General features: G+C 50.3%; 16 protein-coding genes and 2 pseudogenes. 8 read left to right on the top strand and 10 right to left on the bottom strand.

The features are described 5' to 3' along the window. Positions 1–755: 755 nt before the first annotated feature. Complete coding sequence (locus DMP03_RS01035) at positions 756–2,045, bottom strand: glycosyltransferase family 39 protein (protein WP_172967031.1); 1,290 nt, start codon at positions 2,043–2,045, stop codon at positions 756–758. Between the two features lie 356 nt (positions 2,046–2,401). Here DMP03_RS01035 and DMP03_RS14870 point away from each other — a divergent pair. The 3 genes and pseudogenes from DMP03_RS14870 to DMP03_RS01020 all read left to right on the top strand — a co-directional run bounded on the left by DMP03_RS14870 (position 2,402) and on the right by DMP03_RS01020 (position 4,818). Then, positions 2,402–2,924 (top strand): annotated as a pseudogene (locus DMP03_RS14870) (sugar transferase). Between the two features lie 103 nt (positions 2,925–3,027). Further along, complete coding sequence (locus DMP03_RS01025) at positions 3,028–4,161, top strand: glycosyltransferase family 4 protein (protein ID WP_152118882.1); 1,134 nt, start codon at positions 3,028–3,030, stop codon at positions 4,159–4,161. Positions 4,162–4,184: 23 nt separating this feature from the next. Beyond that, positions 4,185–4,818 (top strand): annotated as a pseudogene (locus tag DMP03_RS01020) (IS6 family transposase). Between the two features lie 191 nt (positions 4,819–5,009). Here the strand turns inward: DMP03_RS01020 and DMP03_RS01015 are convergent. The 7 genes from DMP03_RS01015 to DMP03_RS00985 all read right to left on the bottom strand — a co-directional run bounded on the left by DMP03_RS01015 (position 5,010) and on the right by DMP03_RS00985 (position 14,931). Beyond that, positions 5,010–6,476 carry a sulfatase gene (locus DMP03_RS01015; protein WP_152118881.1) on the bottom strand — a complete coding sequence of 489 codons (1,467 nt, stop codon included), beginning with the start codon at positions 6,474–6,476 and terminating at the stop codon, positions 5,010–5,012. 2 nt (positions 6,477–6,478) lie between these two features. Next, on the bottom strand, positions 6,479–8,089 hold the full coding sequence (locus DMP03_RS01010; protein ID WP_152118880.1) for an alkaline phosphatase family protein: 1,611 nt from the start codon (positions 8,087–8,089) through the stop codon (positions 6,479–6,481). 1 nt (position 8,090) lies between these two features. Next, positions 8,091–9,308, bottom strand: a complete 1,218-nt coding sequence (locus DMP03_RS14510) for a glycosyltransferase family 4 protein (protein WP_152118879.1) — start codon at positions 9,306–9,308, stop codon at positions 8,091–8,093. 26 nt (positions 9,309–9,334) lie between these two features. Then, complete coding sequence (locus DMP03_RS01000) at positions 9,335–10,573, bottom strand: O-antigen ligase family protein (protein WP_152118878.1); 1,239 nt, start codon at positions 10,571–10,573, stop codon at positions 9,335–9,337. Further along, a complete protein-coding gene (locus DMP03_RS00995; RefSeq protein WP_172967029.1) occupies positions 10,574–11,566 on the bottom strand; it encodes a glycosyltransferase family 2 protein in 993 nt (330 codons plus the stop codon). Positions 11,567–11,662: 96 nt separating this feature from the next. Then, positions 11,663–13,147, bottom strand: coding sequence for a flippase (locus tag DMP03_RS00990; protein ID WP_152118876.1), 1,485 nt, complete (start codon positions 13,145–13,147; stop codon positions 11,663–11,665). A 149-nt stretch (positions 13,148–13,296) separates the two neighbouring features. Then, the gene (locus DMP03_RS00985; protein ID WP_152118875.1) at positions 13,297–14,931 is read right to left on the bottom strand and encodes an alkaline phosphatase family protein; all 1,635 of its coding nucleotides are present in this window, start codon (positions 14,929–14,931) and stop codon (positions 13,297–13,299) included. 85 nt (positions 14,932–15,016) lie between these two features. On the opposite strand from DMP03_RS00985, the gene DMP03_RS00980 reads away from it, so the two are divergent. From DMP03_RS00980 to DMP03_RS00970, 3 genes are read left to right on the top strand one after another with little or no spacing between them, the layout of a single operon-like run. After that, complete coding sequence (locus DMP03_RS00980) at positions 15,017–15,481, top strand: dTDP-4-dehydrorhamnose 3,5-epimerase family protein (protein ID WP_152118874.1); 465 nt, start codon at positions 15,017–15,019, stop codon at positions 15,479–15,481. Further along, a complete protein-coding gene (locus DMP03_RS00975) occupies positions 15,478–16,551 on the top strand; it encodes a glucose-1-phosphate thymidylyltransferase (protein ID WP_152118873.1) in 1,074 nt (357 codons plus the stop codon). Before DMP03_RS00980 ends, DMP03_RS00975 begins: the two co-directional genes overlap by 4 nt. Positions 16,552–16,553: 2 nt before the next feature. After that, entirely contained in the window at positions 16,554–16,736 is a 183-nt protein-coding gene (locus tag DMP03_RS00970; RefSeq protein WP_152118872.1) for a hypothetical protein, read from the top strand. On the opposite strand, the gene rfbD is transcribed toward DMP03_RS00970, so the two are convergent. Then, positions 16,737–17,615 (bottom strand): dTDP-4-dehydrorhamnose reductase, encoded by an 879-nt coding sequence (gene rfbD, locus DMP03_RS00965; RefSeq protein WP_152118871.1) that lies wholly within the window; start codon positions 17,613–17,615, stop codon positions 16,737–16,739. 52 nt (positions 17,616–17,667) lie between these two features. On the opposite strand from rfbD, the gene rfbB reads away from it, so the two are divergent. Together rfbB and DMP03_RS00955 are read left to right on the top strand one after the other, a co-directional pair. Beyond that, positions 17,668–18,582 carry a dTDP-glucose 4,6-dehydratase gene (rfbB, locus tag DMP03_RS00960; RefSeq protein WP_152118870.1) on the top strand — a complete coding sequence of 305 codons (915 nt, stop codon included), beginning with the start codon at positions 17,668–17,670 and terminating at the stop codon, positions 18,580–18,582. Then, positions 18,575–19,033 carry a GDP-mannose mannosyl hydrolase gene (locus DMP03_RS00955; RefSeq protein WP_235908420.1) on the top strand — a complete coding sequence of 153 codons (459 nt, stop codon included), beginning with the start codon at positions 18,575–18,577 and terminating at the stop codon, positions 19,031–19,033. Before rfbB ends, DMP03_RS00955 begins: the two co-directional genes overlap by 8 nt. 98 nt (positions 19,034–19,131) lie before the next feature. On the opposite strand, the gene DMP03_RS00950 is transcribed toward DMP03_RS00955, so the two are convergent. Then, a complete protein-coding gene (locus DMP03_RS00950; RefSeq protein ID WP_152118868.1) occupies positions 19,132–20,553 on the bottom strand; it encodes a sugar transferase in 1,422 nt (473 codons plus the stop codon). Between the last annotated feature and the right edge of the window lie 249 nt (positions 20,554–20,802).

Genomic DNA, 20,802 nt, shown 5'->3' with positions numbered 1-20,802 from the left:
GAATACGACGCCAATCACAGAACTTGGGCTTTCCGGACAGAATTTCGAGAGTGACCAGGTTTTCCGAACGAATCTTCAGTCGTGGCTTGATACGATTGCCAGCAATACGGGGTTGGGAATCGTGTTCAGCCACGAGCCAGGCGATACGACCCGCGTTCGGTACTTGATTCAGGATATCAAAAGCCGTGGTATTCGGATTACAGCACTTCGAGACTCGCTCAGATCGTTCGGGAATTATATCAGAGCTGGCGACTTTGAGGTACTTCGAGATCGGACAGTCAACAGCTAGCGGTGGTGGGAGGACATCCATCTCTGCTGTTTCAGATGTCACTGCCTCAAGAAATTACAATACGTTCTATCAGAACACATCAGGCGGTCCAAAGAAAGTCCAGTTCGGATTGGAGCGACTGGCTCGGCGATAAATTCGCATATCTATATCTCTGAAACAGCCTCTAGGGAGACCACAGTAGACCAAACCAAGGATCTGTCCACTAATGACAAGGTGTCCACACTAAAGACAACCGTGCCCGATCAGCATTACTACAAGATGAGGGATTTTGAATCAGCGTCGATTGTCGCCTGGCTCGAACAGGACTTCGTGTAATGCCAAAATACACGCAGCCGCTACTCTACTTCACGCTGTCGAGACAATGGAAACTCCATCTTACTCGGATCAGAGTGCCACGGTCTTCGTACCCCCTTGTGTCATATCGGATTATATCGATATAATAACACATAAGCCCCCCAGTATGCTTCTATAACCCGACTGTTTTATAAACAACTATCTCTGAGGTTGTATACCTCTGGTTGAATTGCTCACTTTCTGACAACGACTCTCGTAAACTTTCTTCACTGACTACGATATAATCTGGTTGTAGGTTATTAGATTGCATCAGTTCTTGCAGGCAATCTGCTGTCTGGCAGGAATTTACTCTTGACCACATCTGATTTTGATTTCGGTATTCGTCAGGGCCGTCCCACTCCGCGCCCCATCTTGAGATCAGAATGGTACGTCCAGTGAATAGCGGGAACCATTCACCGGTACCTCCAGTAACTATGAATGTCGCGTCGGACTCTGTATTTTCACTTACCCACTCCATAGCCTCCATTGAGTCATCGGAGAGAGTCTCACGCATATCGACTGCTGTATTCATACTGAAAGCCGCCGTCGGAACAATAATCGAACATACGAATAGTACCAGAATGATTGACTCATATGATACCTTTCTGGATTGGAGAAATTCAGGGATACTACTGAATGCGTCAAGGAAGAATACTGCAGCAATCATCGTCTGTGCATAGAGCGCCAGATTCACTGCAGCTCCGACCACGCCGGTTAACAGGAACCAAAGTGGGAGAAATAATCGGCGCTTGGCGACAAGATGAACGCTTCCAAGTATTGTTACGTACCAAATTATCTGGCCAGTGGGTGCGCTGGTAGTTGGTTGCCCGAACGCACCCTGATAGGCTGCTACGTTATTGATGAAGGCACCTAACCCTGCTTGGCTGCTGAACTCTTGGAATGTGCCAAAGGCAGCAATAAACGGACTCCAACCATGCATTGAGATGACCGCAACTAGCCAAGGGGCGGCAATTCCAAAGCCGATTACAGCGGTGCTTATCCCCTCAACAAAACCATCAATTGACTGTTCAAAAACGGCAAACAGTAGTACATATGTTAGACCAAGACGGACCGCGTGGCTCGGATGTGTAAGTAACGTCGCTCCGAATATAATACCTGCCGGAACAAGCCATCGCCGGTCATCATTCATGAACACTTGGATTGCAGCGTAGGTTCCACATAAGAAAAATAACACAGCTGGACCACGAACGATTCCGCCCGAGCCAAGATACGTGACAAAAGTATGTGATGCTAGCGCGTAAAGTGATGCGGCAAAACCAGCATGAATTTTTGACTGCAGTAGTTCGCTAGCGATTAGATAAAATGGCACAACACAAAGTACCATGACCAGACCTGGTACAAATTGCATCAAAAAGATTTGACTAAGTCCGATATCCGTTAGCAAGGCTATAACGTAGAACATTAACGGCGGATACGCAAACGGGACGCCATCGGCGGTGTAATACGGAATCGTCTCTGGGAGCAAGTATCCGTTATTTGATATTTCTTCCGCGATAGTGAAGTATAGTCCAGCGTGCGTAGTCGGGTAACTATGTGTGATTGTATATATGGTAAAAACCAACACTGCAAAGACGAGCCCTGGAACGATTGGCAGATAGTCCGAAGGATCTCTTAACAAACTCATTCTCTTAGTCCGAACACATTCACCGAACTACTCATATCGCTATCTTATGTTATCCCTACTTCAGTATACCGAGTCTGTCAACCACAGTAAGTCCGACTTGTGTGTAAATCCGGTGCCATTCGGCTCTGGGCGTCATGCCGTGTGCTGTGTTCGCTGGGGGCGGACTACTCGTCTTGTCGCCGGTTATGCTCGTGATTACTGTCGCAATGAAACTGGAGGATTACGGAAGTATGTTCCATACACAGGAGCGGACGGCAGCGTTGGGGGACACCTTCGACGTGTACAAGTTCCGGTCAATGCGACCGACGACGAGTGACGACAGCAGGCCAAGAGTGATAACTCGAACGACCGGATCAATCGCGGGGGAGAATTCATCCGACAGACGCACCTGGACGAACTCCCACAGCTGTTGGCATCTTCCGAGGCGAGGTGAGCGTCGTCGGACCGCGGGCGGTCTGGACCGACGAGGAGTCGCACATCGAGTCGGACACCACCGACTGGCGAAAGCGGTGGTTCGTCAAGCCGGGATTGACAGGCCTCGCACAAGTGAATGGTACATCGAGTCTTGACACCGACGTGAAGCTTCGGTACGGTGTGGAGCATATCCGACGACAGTCGTTCTGGTTCGACCTGAAGCTCGTTGTGCGACAGCTGTGAGATGTTGCGGGCGATGTTGTCAAAATAGTCTGGTAGTCTGACCTGTGTGTCGTGTAAGGAAAACCGGGGCGTTGATACCGTCGGCGACGCCATACCTCTGTGAATGCGTATTCTTCGCGTCGCACAGAAGCTCTACCCTGACGTGACTGGTGGCGGTCCTTATCATGTTCACGCGATGAGCCGCGACCAAGCGGCGATGGGACATGACGTGACGGTGTTGACTGTGGGACCCCACAGCGAGGAAACTCGCGATGGGTACCGTGTCGTTCGGCGGCCGGCATCAGCGTCGCCACTCGGAAACGAGCTTTCGACCGGTGTCGGGCGCTTCCTAGTTGATGCCGTCAGCTCGGGGCAGTACGATGTTGTCCACGCCCACTCACACCTATACTTCTCGACGAATCTCGCGGCACTAGCCACCCGATTTTCCGACGTACCACTGGCCGTGACCAACCACGGACTCTACTCACAAACCGCTCCAAAGGTGGTCTTCGACGCCTACCTTCGGACGCTTGGACGCTGGACGTTTAATCGAGCGTCGGTAGCGTTTTGCTATACCGAAGCCGACCGAGACCGCCTGCGGGGGATTGGCGTCACAGCCCCAATCGAGGTTGTCCACAATGGTATCGATACAACACGATTTACCCCAGATGGTCCGGTGAGCGAGCGTCTACCAACCGGCGACGGACCGGTGATACTGTTTGTCGGACGGCTCGTTGAAGGGAAACGTCCACGCGACGCTGTTGCCGCAGTTGACCAACTCCGAGCGGATATGCCGGATGCCCATCTCGTGGTATGTGGCGATGGCCCACTGCAGGAGGGACTGGAAGATCTGGTAGCGGCCCGTGGGATGGGAGAAGCAGTTACCTTCCTCGGTCATGTCGCGTACGACGAGATGCCGGCAGTGTATCGTGGCGCAGACGCGCTTATACTACCATCCAGAGCGGAGGGTCTTCCACGAACGGTGTTGGAAGCCCTCGCTTCAGGGGTCCCGGCCGTCGTGAGCGACCTTGAACACGTCGCACCGCTCGTTGATGATGTGGGAGAGACAGTGACAGTAGGGAATATCAGCGGCTATAGTACTTCGATTAAACAAGTACTTGTCGAGACACCATCCTCTCCACGATCAGCAATTGAGGGGCATTATAATTGGGACTCTACAGTTGAACTGACGACATCGCATTTATATAGAGTTGTGGAAGAAGCTGAAGGGCGGTGTTCAGATAAGGATCAAGGATGAGGCGGTACGATTGTTGAGTGGCTATGCTCGAAACCGCCCGCCTCAACGGCGATAGCGACCGCTTCGAGTTAGAATTTGTGGAGCGAGAGGCGACACCCGAACCAGCGATGAAGTTCGTATTCGACTCCATTTGGCTGGACTATCACTTTCGAATATCATCTCGATTCTTGATAGTTTGGGTGTCGAGCGTTGTCGATCCACCGTCCACAACTGGGTACAGAAAGCCGATCTACAGCCAACAGATGGTGCCGACCCGGATCACGTTGCAGTCGACGAAACCATGATCCAGCTCAACGATGAACGATTCTGGCTGTACGCTGCAGTCGATTCCGAGACAAACCGCTTGCTACATGTGAAGCTCTCTCCGACGAGAAATCAAGCGATAACCGAGATGTTCCTTGCGGAACTCCGCGAGAAACATCTCGTCGATGATGCGCTCTTCCTCGTCGATTCTGCACCGTGGCTGCAAGCAGCACTCCATCGACACGGTCTCGATTACAGATATGAAAAACACGGTAATCGGAATGCCTCGAACGTGTCTTTCAGGAACTAAAACGCCGAACAAACCAGTTCTCAAACTGTTTCAGTCACGCCGAAGCAGACACCGTCGAAAATTGGCTTCAAGCGTTCGCCTTCGCATGGAATCAGCGTATCTGAACACTACCAGCTGAAGAAGATACACATTATTAAGTAGAAGTTTATTATTCTAGATGTAAGATGTGAGAATGTCGTATGGCCAACACAATAGCTGTGGAAACAACACACTTGGGTTTTCTGATTTCAGCTTTCGCACAATCTGATAAAATTTTTCTGGGATTCAATTGGGAGCGGCACTGACTATTTTATATTTACTGTAGATAGCCAAGTTCCTCAAGTCGGTTTCTTGTGTCCTTACTTATTCGAACAGCATCATCAGTCACATCAGCGTGTTCAAACGAGTTAAGCCACTCATCAAGTTGGTTTTCAAGATGCTCAGCTATATCTGGATATAGTTCTGATTTGTCATCAGTTTCTTCACCTTCTGTTCGGTATAGTCGGCGGGTTCCGTCTGAGCCTCGAATGAGTTTCCACTCATCAGTGCGAATTGTCCGAAGGGATCGATCGTATGTCCGGACCCCAGCGGGGAGTTTGCCAACTCGCTGCTCCAGTGCCTCCATAGATGGTTGTGGCGCGAGGTACTCGGCAAATACCCTACTTCGACGCATATCGGAATCCGGGTGGAATGATTGACCTTGTATGGATTTGTTAAATATAGACTGATCAATGCCAGCACATTCCAATAGGGTGGCAGGAATATCAACGAGTTGTACTGGGGAGTCAATCTGACCATAATTATTGAACGGTCCACCATGAATCACAAGCGGGACATGCAACAAGGTGTCTGCTAATGAATACTGATGATCCATAAGCCCAAATTCACCAATATTTTCACCATGATCACCAAGGACTACAAAGATGGTATTCTTCCACTCATTGGATTTTTGTAAAATGCTGCGTAGCTCTCTTAGGCGCTCATCTAAATAGGCGATTTCAGCGCGGTACAGTGCGCGTAGAGAGTCCAATTCATCATCTGAAAGTACAGTCTTTTTAGCAATATACCTCCATGCGTCCTGTGGGATTTCCATCGCCTCATCATAGCTTATTCCGTCAGGGAGGAACTGTTTAGCGTGTTCAGAGGGAGGACGGTACTCCAAATGGGGTTCAAGATAGTTAACGAATAAGAAGAAGGGGTCGTCATTTCGATCACTAAGCCATGATTCAATCCAGTCATTGGTCTGGATAGCGCCCTTGTCATGTTGCTTACGTAAGAACTTTCCATAAAATGCATTTAGGAGGTTCGTAAGCGGATTTCCGTCAATTAGCGCCTTGACAACGGCGCGGTATTTCGTAACTCCCTCGTTTGTACGTGCTGCTCGTCCAAGATCAGTATCGGACTGGACATACTGCCACGTTCGATGGAATGTTTCAAATCCACGCTCAAATCCGAATTCGCCACTAATCCATGTATTGTTTGAAACACCAACTGTTTCGTAATCATTAGCAGCGAAGGCCTCAGTAAGGGTTGGAATGGAGTGGTTAAGTTGTTTATGACCTGCGTGGGCACCGTGTCGTGATGGATAAGTGCCGGTGAACAGAGAGGCATGCGAGGGGAGTGTCCATGGTGCCGGACTGAATGCAGTTGTATATGTAGCTCCCTCGTTGGCGAGAGTCTGGAGGAATGGTGTCGTCTGAATATCGTTAACACAGGTCATTACCTCATCAAATCTAGCAGTGTCAAGTACGACAAGTACAATATTTGGTCTGTTAGCACTCATATTTACAGATATCCAAGATCCTCAAGTCGCTCTTGGGCCGCTTCGGAGTCTTTGCGTTGATGAGATTCAGACGTGTTAACCATAGAGGAGAGTGGCTCATATCGTTCAGACTGGTTAGACCTGAATGAGTCATGGAATGTAGACTTCAGCACGTTACCATCCATCTCCTGGGGAATGGGTTCTCCTAAAGCCCATAGAACGGTCGGAGCAATATCAATTAGCTTTGCATTATCTCCATCACCTTTTGTACTCTGAGGCCCATTAAATAGGTAAATGCCATTTCGACGGTGGCCACCACTTCTCGCGGCCATCGGTGGTCCCTCAGAGAATGTTCTACTATCGCTCACAGCTCGGGGGTCAACAGCACATCCAAACTCATTAATTGTAAACAGGATGTCAGGTGCCAATTCAATCTTAGGTCCATGATATAGTTCATCAGGCCGATATACGTCAATAGATTCGACAGTTGGTTCTGATTCTTCAAGCGATTTGAGTGAGTTAAGAACCGAATTAATATCATTCTCGTCCTCTGACAACATATATAACATTCCACATGTAAGATTTTGCTGAGGGGCGAAGGCGACGCTACGGTCCCAATCGATTGCATCGCCGGGACATCCACGAATTTTCTTCCCAAGAGAAGTAGCAATATTGTTTAATTCAGGAATCGCACTAACAATGGGTTCACCAATTCGCCGGAGGTGGGGGAAGTATTTTGTCATTATGCGCTGAAAGAAAGAATTATCAGACTCGAAAGTAAAACCCGCATCTTTTAGCCAGGTATTTGAATGGAATGTGTCATTGACTGGACCAAAGCCATGGTCCGAAATAATTAGAAGTTGTGCATCTTCATCTTTAGCAATCTCAGCAACCCGACCAACCGTCTGGTCAACTCTCTCCCAAACCTGGCCAATAGCGTCTATATCATTTCGAGGATCTGTTGGGTCATGCAGTATGTGTTCCTCATCATGATATCGCCAAAAATAGTGTTGAACCCAATCAGTAGCACTGATTACACCTGTAAACACATCAGGGTTTTTTGAGTCGAGGAGGTATTCGATGGCAGCTTCTCGTTTTTCAACTATCTCCAAGAGGTCTTCGAGTAAGGCCTCGGGACGATTACTATACTTTGGGTCCGCATATGGAACTTTAACCACATACTCATCAGAAACTTCGTCAAGTTCACTCTTTAAACTAGAAGGGTATGTAATTGTGTCGTCTTCAGGAGATCCCAAACCACTTACTGCAAAGCCATCAATATCGTACGGAGGATAGAACATTGGGTAATTAAATATACCAACGGAGTGACCACGGCTATTTAGAATGTCCCAGATAGCTTTTCCCTGGAAAGCATCTGATCCGAGAGTTTTAAACTCAAACGAGTCGGGGTCGGTGCGATTCTGAAAGTAGAAGACTCCTGTTTTGCCGGGATTCATTCCTGTAGCCATGGAAAGCCATGCAGGACCAGTGATTGGAGGAAATGTGCTCTCTAGTGTTCCATCCACTCCTTGTTTACGTAGCGACTCAATATTCGGAAGTCTGCCTGCTTCAATCAGCTCATCAACTAAATCCCACGTTGCACCATCAAGCCCAAGAATTATCAAATCAGTCATATTAGTTGTTGGTAACCGCTTGTATTTCATCGCCGCGTAAACGACCTACGATACGGTCTGCCAAAGCATCCCAGGTCCTATGATTTACGATGTATTCTCGTCCGTTAGCGCCCATATCTAGTCGTTTCTCTTTGCTGTGGTTAATTATTTTTTCCGTCGCCTGAACGACATTGTTTACCGACATTTCTGAAACAAGTGAACCCATATCTTGGGTTTCTATGAATTTCAATTCGTCAGAATTGAACGCGATAACAGGTCGCCCACAGGCTAAGTACTCATATACTTTCATAGGGCTACCCCAATGGTCGGGGTCAACCACACCGTAGAGCGCATTGCAGGCACATATGTATTGGTTTATTAATTCATGTTCGACAAATCCAGTAAATGTAACAGAATCTTTGATACCACGGTCGGCACAGCGCTTATTGATAGCATCGAGCTGCGGCCCCGTGCCTATAAACAGGAGGTGAACGGGACAACCTTTCGAACGAAGCGATGCAGCAGCATCAACGAGTAAGTCCAGACGATGGTATGATTTGAAACTCCCAACAAATCCGAGTATAAAGTGATTGGGCTGTAGGTTAACATCAATCTGATTTCTCGCATCTGATATTGACATCGAATCCATCTCATCAGTGTTAACTCCGTGGTGAAATATAGACACTTTATCCTTGGTTACAAACGGCAGAGATTGAACCCATTCCTGTGCCTCAGTATAAGCCGTGTATATGTGGTAACTTGTGCTTGCGTTAACAGTCGTTATGACGTTGGCAAGTGTGCTAGATCCCGGAAAAGGATTCATCTCTCGGATATTACGAGACATCATTCCCTCAACAAGTAATATTTGTTTGATTGAATTCTTTCGAGAAAATATTGGAGGAGTTATAAGTGAAGGTTTTAGTGTTGTGACTATGCCATCGATTTTACATTTCTGGTGTATAGCTGTGAGAGCATCATATAGTGGTTTCTGGCTTGCTGCGTGCCACCGAATTGAACGTGGTTGTTTCGTTGGTAGGAACTTAGTTGTCAGTTTTGAACTTCGCAGGGGAGGTGGCAGTTCATTCGCAGGCTTAGGGCATATCAAGCTAAGTGAAATATCATTTCGCTTTGAGAGGGCAACTGCTATTTCCCGAGAATAAATATTCTGGCCAGAAGCCCCAGTTGGATCGACAAGAGTGACAAAAACGACGTGACAAGAGTCATTTTCAGTTTGCGGCATATATGGATTTTATTTGGGAGTAATATTCAATTGGTCGCTTTGCCAATCGTATCACCAGCTACACATACAAGTAAGAGTATAGTTATAAACATAAGATGAGGGGTACGTGGGAAGTTACCTCCAATACTCTGGGTAAGAAGCCCGCAATACCAAGCAGTGGCCCCAAATGCAACAGTAGATCCTCCGGCCACGAGAGCTCGTATCCAAACCCGGAGGAAGGTACTATACATCCACACGAACAAACATAGTCCTATAAATCCAATCTCAGCTAACAGTGTCGTGTAGTGCACGTCTAGTGGACCAACTCTAGTAGGGGAAGCGTACCACCCGTGACCAAAGATGGGATACTCTCGAAAGAGCCGAATTGCTTTTTGTATCAATTCCAGTCGAATCTGAAAACTTCGTGCTGCTACAGTGTTTGTGAGTGAGAGGGTTCCGGATTCATATTCAACCCACCCCGTTAACCTCTGAACAGTGGTTTTATCAGCAATTATAAATCCTGCAAAAATTGCACCTACTGACGTTGTAGCTATCCCCATCCAATCCCGAAAGCCCAATTTATTACGGTTTAAGAATATAGAAACCAGCACAACAACAAATAAGCCAAGCAATCCAGATCGAGAGCCAGTGACCGCAATTGCGATACTGAGAGCTGCTGCAAGTGTGACAGAACCAGCCGCACGGAAGGCCCCAACATTAGCCGCTTTTGAAATCCAGATACCTGTTGGAAATAATAAAAACGCAGAGAGAGTATTTGGATTTCCAAAAAAGATCCGTGGCCGGTATGCTCCAGAGACACCGAGCACAAGTACGATTAGTCCGAGCAGCGTGCCAGCGAAGATTAGTGAATGGAGTGCAATTTTTGCACGATTTTTTGTAATAGTCTTTGATAATACAAAAAACAACATGATATCTTCTATCCACTTTAGCATCCACAGTGTGCTGCCGAGTATGGATCCTTGTGTCCGAAGAGCTGCCACAGTCACAGAGGTGATAATCCATAACGTACTGGCGAGCAAGGCGCACGCAACCTGTGGAGTCAGGATATCAATCTTATACGATCTTTCCAAGAGAGTGTAACCAGCTGTTATAGCTACTAATACCGCAATAGCAAGATCCTCTGAGTTAATCGAAACATAGGACAGGCCAGAGACGGGGATTGGAACTTCGACTGAAAAGACAAGAATAATTGGGAGCAATAAATAAATAAAATCTAGTATTTTCAGGCCCTTTATTTGATTGCTACGCGGTGTATCTATCTTCATTTATCTGAGAGACCCAAACTGTTCAACATCTTCTTTTTTCACACTTGGTGACGTGGGATTATCATCTTTAATTGCGGTATTAACTGCATTCATTACCTCCGATACGTCTGCAGATTCGTCAGATTGCTTGATGCGTTGTTTAAGCTTACGTCGGAGGAGTGTCAAACTGTATACCCGAAATATGAGATACCAAATGGCCCAATAGTACTTCGGGAGATTTCTACGTTGGAATAACAATTTGTTTCGATAGGTATTGTATATAAAACGCTGGTCAAACGTTTTGTGACTTGCTCCAACCTCGTGATCAACAACAAATCCTGGACAGCGGTAGAGATTATACTCACTCCGATTTACCTGTACTGAGTAGTCCCACTCTTCTGCGCCAAAGAAGTATTCTTCAGGTAGTAGACCAACGTCATCAACGACATCGGAAGATATGAGCATTAGAGCCCCAGAGACAAATCCCACTTGCTCAATGTTGTCGTATCTACCGGTGTCAAGTTCATCATGTCCATAGTGTATACCACGTCCACGTGTCCAATCAATTTCGCCACACGCAGACCAAATTTTCTTTGTTCTATCGTAGTAAATTTTCCCCCCTACGATTCCAGCATCTGAGCGATTTTCAGCTAAGTCAACAGCTTGTTGGAGACAATTGGCATATCTAAAATCGCAATCGTTGTTCATCAATAAAATATAATCAGATTTATCCTTAGCTGCTATTATACCCTTGTTCACACCTGCTGAGAATCCCAAGTTACTGCTATTGTGGATGAATTCACAGTCTGGATATTCCCTGGCCAGGCGGCTACCAGATCCGTCTTGTGACCCATTATCAACGATGTAAATAGTATGATTTGAGTACGACTGTTTAAAACTTGATTCTATGCAACTCTTAGTATCCTCATAGTTATTCCAATTGAGGATGATAACAGCTACCTCTGGCTGGTCAGACTGTTTTTCGTTCGAAATTGTACCCGCGTTGTTACTCACTATTGCACTTGATTTCCAGATTCGCTTATATGTTGTTTCAAAGCCCCATGCCAGACAGGACACATATAGTAGGTGAAAAGAACTCCCACCCATAGATTACTCGTCGCCTCCGCGGAGATTGCTTAGTAGAACTTTGTCTTCGTGAGTAAAGCCGGTCGTGAGGATAGTTGACAGCAAGTGTACAATCGATATCCCAACACCTAGCAAGACCAACTCGATTAGAGATGAACCACTTGTTTGGACGAGTTGAGTGAATATAATTGTGAGTATTGTAGTAGGAATCAAAGGCATCAGTAGCGAGGTATCGAGAGGGAAAATATTCGCATATTTATACACGATATATAAATCGATGCAGTTGTAAACCAAGTAACTCATTGCAGTAGCGAGTGCTGCTCCAGCGATCCCGTATCTTGGTATTAACATGAAGTTTAGGCTAATATTTGTGACAAGAGCACTGACGGAGGCTAGAAGGTCCTCACGCGTTCGGTTAATCGCCTTGATTGTCATGCCGTTCGGGCCGGTGATAACTCGAGAATACATCCCTACGGACAGAATAGCAAGTGATAGCCAAGCGACAATATATTCTGAGGAGAAAAGAACCTGTAGAAGTTCTTTCCCAAAGAATACAAAGAAAACAAGAAGTGGAAAAGTAGCAACAGTAATCCATCTTGTTGACGCTTTATATATCGTACCTATTTCTTCCAATTTCCCCTGTTCAAAATAGCGTGTTGCAATCGGTAAGTAAATAAAGGTAAGCGCCTGGAGGAAAAATATTAATATCTTTGAGATTGGCTGAATAGACCTGTAGTAACCGACCTCCGCTGAGTCAAGAAACCATCCCAGCATCAGGATATCTATACTGCCCATAAAGACAACTACAATCGTCTCAAATGCTAGTGGCCAAGCAAACGAGAAGACCTCTGAATATTTTTTTCGGGTGGGAACAGCCAGTCGAAATTGCCAGTCTCCCGAACGCTGCAGATTCAAGCTGAGTAATCCGATTCGTACTATGGGTTGTACGGTGTAGAAGACAACCGCTCCGAGCAACACATCACCGCGTTCAATCAAATAGACTATTAGAGGAAATGAGATTAGAAATGGAAGTATATCACTGCTAATTATTTTCCACTTGGTCTTCTCAAAACCTCTCACAACACCTAGGAGCACGTTAGAGAGCGGGCGGAGAGCAATCAAAGCGATAAACAGCCCAAGGAGATTTTTTACTTCTGGAGTTGAAAACAAAAGTCCAATCTCTTCGCGAAGACCCCATATTAGAAATGCGACGAGTGTGCTACTACCGAAAACCACCGAAAGTGCAATGATAATATAGTCGCTTGCCGCCTCACTCTCTGACCCGCTAATAAAACGAGCTACAGCCTGGTTCATCCCAACCACAGCAAAACTGCTCGCAATAGACACGACAGTCAGAGCCAGCGTGAGTATTCCAAATACCGAAGGAGTCAGGTTCCTAATCAGAAGCGTGTGTATCAAGAATCCTCCCCCAACCGTGACAACCTGCCCGAAGAGAACGAGCAATGAATCCCCCGCAAGCTGTTTGATGTCATCAGCATAGGTCGCCATCAGGTAATCATCTGCTGTTACTCAACATCAAATGTTGAACCCAGCGGTTTGGTATTCAGTCGTAACCCTCCCAGTCAACCGGCAAAACGCATCATTTCTTCATCGTTGATTCATCCAGAACAGACAACAACGACGACCGATTTGTGTTATCAGAGATATCCCATATCGTTCAACCGATTTTCCAGTTCCTGTTCTTCATCTGCGTTCCACTGCCGCCCCTCAGTATCCGTCCGGCCGTATTCGTCAGTGTAGTCCAAGCTCCGCTGTGAATGGGCCTCATCGGTAAATATACTGTTGATAACCTCTCCGTCAACACTACTGGGTACCGGACATTCTTGCAGATAGAGAAGCGTTGGCGCGATATCAAGCACGCTAGCCTGTTCGTAATGACCCTCCGAGAAACTCGGACCGCTGGCGACGAATATACCATCAGTCCGATGGTCGCCAGATCGGTCGTGTCCGTTCTGTGCTGAGGACCGCAGCAGCGAGTTAGATCGACCGCCACTCATCGTGTATTCTGGCTTGGAGCGAATGATGAGGTCTGGGCTGTCGTCAAGTGCCCACCCCTCAAACACCTCGTCACTCCGAATAACTTCTTCCACCAACTTCTCATTCGTCTGAGGGTGACGCATTGAGAGGAGCGAGTCCTGAAGTTCACTGACGATTTTCTCGTACTCCTCCTGAGGAACGGTACCATCAACAAACCGTTCTTCCAAATTGACAAAGATCGCTTGGCCCGATAGAGTGGTAAAAAACGCCTCAGTTTGGTCCCACTCGATATCACGGTGGGCATCATCTTGCAGTTGTTGGCCGAACTCAAACCACGCGGAGGGAAGGATGGATTTCACCTGGTTTGCGATATTCGCTTTCTCGATCGCGTCCCAGCTAGCCCTGAGGGTGAGAGCTACGATATCAGTAGCTTGCTTCTGTGGATTATCATCTGACTTTCTCGTCAAGAATCCCTCTTTTTCTAACCACTGATCAATATTAATATCATACGATAACGGCCCAAATCCGTGATCAGAGAGGACGACAACGTCACAGGGGGGATTAGCTGTCTCCAAGATTCGGCCTAACCCCTCGTCTACAGTTTGGTAGTACTCCTCTATAGCTCCTGAGAATTGTGAATTCGGTTCGTATCTTGGATGAGATTCGTCGAAGTATTTCCAGAAGAAGTGCTGGATTCGGTCCGAACCATCGTAGACGGTCATCGCCAAGTCTGTGTCGTATTCATTTAGCAGGTCAAGGAAGACCTCTGTCTGGTGGTTCGCCACCTGTATGAGGTCTTTTTTGAACGCTTCGTAGTCCCCCGCTTGTTGATAACTCCAGTCTTCAAGCAGGTCCTGCACTGGCCCCACGCGTTCGACAATTGATTCAGGCTTGGCAAAGTCATTTGCCCGACTTGGAGTGGGAAAGCCTGTTACTATAAATCCGGAAATTTGACCGGGGGGATACGTGAACGGTGTTTTGAATAGACCAGTAGAGACATCATAGTCGTTCATTACTCGCCAGAATGGTGTCGACTGGCGGTCAGACGTGTTAATTGACCGTCTCACATACTCATCATCAAATGTACTAAAGTCAAAGACGCCGTGTTTCCCAGGGTTGGTTCCTGTCTGAATTGAATTCCATGCTGGTGGGGATACAGGCGGAGTAATCGATTTAAGTGGGCCTGAGACGCCGGTGCTTATTAGTGATTCAAGATTTGGTAGCTTCCCGTCTTCAATCATAGGATTGATTACATCCCATTCTCCACCATCAAGACCGAAGACGAGCGTATCCATCTGTTCGGTGTGTCGGTTAGCCGATACAAGAGTCTTCAGATAGTCATCGAAAAGACGAATAGCACGCTTTCTGTTGAATCAAGTAATGATTGAAGATGTCGAAACACGCGACCTCCAAGTCAACGCCGACGAGCGCGGCCACCTCGTCGAGACGTTCCGTGAAGACTGGGATATCTATGACCCTGACCCGGCGATGTCGTACTACTCCCTATCGTATCCGGGCGTCGTCCGAGCGTGGCACCGACACGTCGAAGGTCAAATCGACCACTTCGTCTGTCCGAAGGGTCGCGTCAAGATCGGCATCTACGACGAACGAGAAGACTCCCCGACCGAGGGCGAACTGAACACGTTCGTCATCGGCGAGCACAAGCAGCAAGCGATTCGAATTCCGGGTGACTGCTGGCATGGCTTCAAAGTGCTCGGCGACGAGCAGGCGATGTTGTTGAACTTCCCGACGAAGCTGTACGACTACGAGGATCCTGACGAGGAGCGCATCCCATACGATACCGACCGGATTCCCCTCGATTGGGACGCTGAACCACACAAATGAAGGGACTCATACTTGCCGGCGGAACCGGCTCACGACTCCGACCGATTACCCACACCGGCCCGAAACAGCTCGTTCCAGTAGCGAATAAGCCGGTCATTCAGTACGGCATCGAGGATCTCCGCGAGGCCGGTATCACGGAAATCGGAATCGTTCTCGGCGACAAGGGTCGCGAGGAGATTCAGTCGTTCCTCGGCGACGGCTCAGAATTCGGCGTGAATATCACCTACATCATCCAAGGTGAGCCCTTGGGTCTTGCCCATGCTGCCGCCTGTGCGCGTGATTTCGTCGGCGACGACGACTTTGTGATGTATCTTGGGGACAATATCTTCAAGCGCGGACTGACGGAGATGGTCGAACGGTATGAGACGGGCGAATACGCCGCGAGTATCGCGCTCCAGCATGTCGACACGCCCCGACAGTTCGGTATCGCAAATGTGGACGGCGAGAGAACCGTCACGGAACTTATCGAGAAGCCCGACGAGCCACCAACGGACCTCGCGCTTGTCGGCGTGTATCTGTTCTCATCGGCCATCTTCGACGCAATCGACGAACTGGAGCCGTCGTGGCGCGGCGAGCTGGAAATCACCGACGCCATCCAGTCGCTCATTGAGGACGGCCACGCCATTGACTCACACGTCGTCGACGGCTGGTGGAAGGATACCGGCAAACCGGAGGACATCATCGGTGCGAATCGGCTCGTACTTGAAGATATCGAGGCGACGAACGATGGTGAGGTCCATCCGGAGGCCGACCTGACCGGTCGAGTGGATATCGGCACTGGCACGACTATCAAAGCTGGAGCCGTGATTCGCGGCCCAGTTCGACTTGGTGAGAACGTGACTGTCGGTCCAGATTCGTATATTGGGCCGTACACCGCCATCGGTGACGATTCGACCGTCGGCGGACCACACATCGAGAATAGCGTCGTCGTTGGGAAGAGCGAACTGACCGCCGACACACGACTTGTCGACTGTCTCCTCGGCCGTGGCGCGAACATCGCGAGCGCCGACGGACTCCTTCCGGAGGGGAACCGACTCGTCGTCGGCGAGAACTCCAATCTCAAACTGTAGCCATGCGCGTCGAAACACACACCTGTCCGAACTGTGGAACCGTCGTCGCGGCGAACGTACTGGAACGAGACCGTCGGCTTCGCTGTCCCGGGCTCGACTGTGGAGAGATTCTCGACTTCACTGATCTCTCCGAGGAGGTTCGCGAACACTACGAAACGAACCGCGACCGCTACCGACTGGAGTAATCAGAACAGCTTCTTCAAATCCTCGCGGAACGTCGGCTGCGGTCGACCGAGTGCTGTCTCGATTTTGGACACATCGAGACAGGTGTAGGAGGGACGTTCGGCCGTCCGGTCGATATCCTCAGCCGAGCCTTGTTTCAGCAGCGACGCGTCTGCACCCAGTTCTCGTGCGAGTCGCTCACCGAACTCGAACGGCGTTACACACGAGCGTGCAGCTACGTGGGCACGCCCGCTGAGCTTCGCGCCGAGTGCATCGAGAATCGTCGTCGCTGCCTCCCCTGCACGGGTCGGAGTCACCCACTGGTCGATGAACAGCGGCACAGACTCACCCGCCTGCAGCCGATCGCGTACCCATGCAGGAAACCCAGTTAGCTCGTCCGTTGTCCCGTGGCAACCGTAGACGAAGGACAGCCGTGGGACGAATGCCCCGGGATGAGTGTTCAGTACAGCTCGCTCTCCGGCCAACTTGGTCCGGCCGTACACCTGCACGGGCGCGGGCTCAGCGTCGGTCGTGTAGGGTGTGTCGGCCTCACCGTCAAACACGTAATCGGTCGACACGTGAACGAACTGCGCGTTCTGCTCGGAGGCGTGTTCGGCCAGCCGCTCGGGAGCGACCGCGTTCACAGCCTCCGCCTCGTCCGGTGCTGTTTCACAGCCGTCCACGTCGGTCATCGCGGCGCAGTTCACGACTGCGTCCACATCCGACTGGCCGACGATTCGTTCGACTGCTTTCTCGTTGGTAATATCCAACTGCACTTGCTCGGTCCCGATACCGGGCACGGTGGAGTGGTACGCGGCAATAGTGGAGTGGCCAGCTGTAGTTGCCTGTCGGACAAGCGTACTCCCGAGCAGGCCGTTTGCCCCGGTGACGAGCAGTCGCATACCCGCACACCGTGACCGGTAGGCATTTGCGTTGTGCTCGATAGCCGAACGTATGAACATCCTCGTCACCGGTGGCGCTGGCTTCATCGGCTCCAACTACGTCCGCCACGTGCTGGAGGCGACCGATGCACACGTCACGACGGTCGACGCGCTCACGTACGCCGGCAATCGCTCGAACTTCCCCGACCACGACCGCCACGAGTTCGTTGAGGGCGATATCACGAACCGCGAGCTCGTAAACGACCTCGTCGTCGACGCCGATCAAATCGTGAACTTCGCGGCCGAATCCCACGTCGACCGCTCTATCGACGGTGCAGCGACGTTCGTCCAGAGCAATGTCGAAGGCGTCGCCACGCTCCTCGATGCCTGTGTCGAGCACGGTATCGACCGCTTCGTCCAGATCTCGACGGACGAAGTGTACGGTGAAATCGCCGAGGGCGAATTCGTGGAGGGAGACAAACTCACGCCACGGAACCCCTACGCCGCGACGAAAGCGGGCGCTGACCTGCTCTCCCGAAGCTACCACGTCACCCACGACGTGCCGGTCGTCATTACCCGGTCCTCGAACAACTACGGACCGCGCCAACACACGGAGAAACTCATTCCGAAGCTCATTCGCCGGGCATCGAACGGCGACACACTCCCAATCTACGGCGACGGCTCAAACGTTCGCGAGTGGACGTACGTCACGGACAACTGCCGAGCCGTCGAGACCGTCCGACAGAACGGCGAGACAGGAGAAGTGTACAACATCGGCTCCGGCGATGAGCAGACGAACTTAGAGATTGCCCGGACGGTGTGTGCCGCGGTCGACGCCTCCGAGGACCTCATCGAGTTCGTCGAGGACCGTCCCGGCCACGACCAGCGCTATGCGCTCGATACGCAGCGGGTTCGCACGCTCGGCTGGGAGCCAACTGTCTCCTTCGAGGAGGGACTCGCCAAGACGGTCGCGTACTACCGTGAGTGACCCCAGCGACGACCAGCCGATTCCCGACGCCGAGTGGCGCACTATCATCGAGAACATCCCGCTCGTCTCGGTCGATCTCGTGGTCAGATACGATGGTGGTATCCTGCTGGGCAAACGCGAGAACGAACCGGCGAAAGGCGAGTGGTTCGTCCCCGGTGGAACCGTCCTGAAGAACGAGCGACTGACCGAGGCCGTCCACCGCGTTGCAGACGAAGAGTTGGGATGTACGGTTGAGATTGTCGAGTCACTCGGTGTCTTCGAGCATTTCTACGACACCTCCGAACTCTCAGGCATCGACAGCAAGCACTACGTGGCAAACGGCTTCGTCGTCAGGCCTACATCCGAGCCAACAGTGAGCGACGACCAACACGACGGACTGCGTGTCGTCTCCGAACCGTATCCTGAATTGCATCGGTATGTGGAGCGATATCTACAGATGATCGATGGGTAGTAGCTCAGCGCCTGTTGAATCCGAAATGGGTTATTGTAGTGTGACTATACTGTAGAACCACTACTACCACACATTGGCCAGTGAGTGCAATTACACAGTTAGTTGTTCACACGCTGAGCAACCGCAGAAGCAATATCGGTTGCAACCATCCACAGCTGCCGAATGACAATCTTCAGATCAAACCAGAGTGATTGACATCGAATGTACTCAGTATCGTAGCGGAGTTTTGCCTCGGGATTAGTGCTACTTGCATCATTAACCTGCGCTAACCCAGTCAACCCTGGCTTGACAAACCACCGACGCCGCCACTGGTCCGTCTCAGCTTCCAAGAGTTCTTCTTCGGTTGTCCATGCTGCTCGCGGCCCAACAACACTCATCTCACCACGGAGAATCGGCCACAACTGGGGAATCTCATCAAGATGTGTCCGCCGGAGCACCCGTCCCACCCGCGTAATGCGGTCGTTCTCGTCGTCGTCCACTGGCGCAGCGTCTTCACTTTCTGGATACATACTCCGAAACTTCGCAATCGTAAACGTATCACCAAAGGCAGCAGTCCGGGTCTGGCGATACAGCACAGGCCCAGCGCTGTCGAGTTTAATCGCAACAGCGATAGCAGCAATGAGCGGACTCAACACGAGTAACGCGGTCCCCGCGAAAACCACATCAAAGAGTCGCTTCGTGACGTGATCAAGCCAGTCCCACGGCTCAAGATCAATGTCGACCAAGGCACCATCCATCGGGCCACGGGTCAACACCACATCTGCGTGTGTTCGGTGTACCTTCGCGGCCACGCCGTGCTCGTAACACGTATCAAGCGCTCCAAAGAACTCCGCGCGGTCTGGGCGTGCAAACGCAAGGACGGCGGTTCCAACGTCGTACTCGACGAGCACATCATCAAGCCGTGAGAGTCCACCGAGATTCGGCAGGTCATCCGTCCCAATTGGCTCGCCACCATCAGTTAGTTGCGACGTCAGTGACACGGGCCAAGAGTCATCGTACGATGATGGGGGCGAAACGTACCCAAGCACGGGCCCGTCAATCGCTGTCAGCACGTCAGCGATTTTCGTAGGATCATCGCCGATAATGATCGTCCGCTCACCGTCGGTACGGGGGCGGCGGCGAATCACCACGAACCACACCGGCAGTGTAACGACGAGCAACAGGCCAGTCACGATGAGCGTCGCGCGGGGCAGTGCATACGTCGCGTCGGCATAGCCAATTGCCGCCATTGCAAGCAGGGCAACTACCACCCGCTTGAGCGCGTAAAACCACGTATCGAGAATCCGACGTGGCCGCGGCTTGTACAGGGAAAATACCGCTCCAAGCACGACAACAGTTGCAATTGCTGCCTCCCAAGCGAACTCCACGCCTACTGCACTGTCAAAAGGGAGCGGTCCAACAACTGGCAAGAGCGAGAACACCTGTTGAACTGGCTCAAGATTTGCAACGCCGACAGCACCGACGGTTAGTGCAGCGACACCGACGACACTCAGGAGTCGGTATCGCCACCCCCCATTCATTGTATAATTTCAATTCAACCAACGGCTTAACTGTGGCGTCCGCTGACCGTATTTACAACTCTAGACAGGTTGAAGACGAGTGGCAACATTTTGTGCTACGATATCGATAGATCTCTGACGGGAACGCGATAGGAGCAAAACCTAGAGCGAAATGACAGCGTGTGAGATGCCCAACCGAGTCGATGACAACCCTCCAAACTGCGTTCTCGGACTATACGCCCTGCGATAGAACGCACGCCGGTAGTACAG

Source organism: Halosegnis rubeus (assembly GCF_009184545.1).
GTDB classification, from domain to species: Archaea; Halobacteriota; Halobacteria; order Halobacteriales; family Haloarculaceae; genus Halosegnis; species Halosegnis rubeus.
This window is presented reverse-complemented; position numbering and strand designations above follow the sequence as displayed.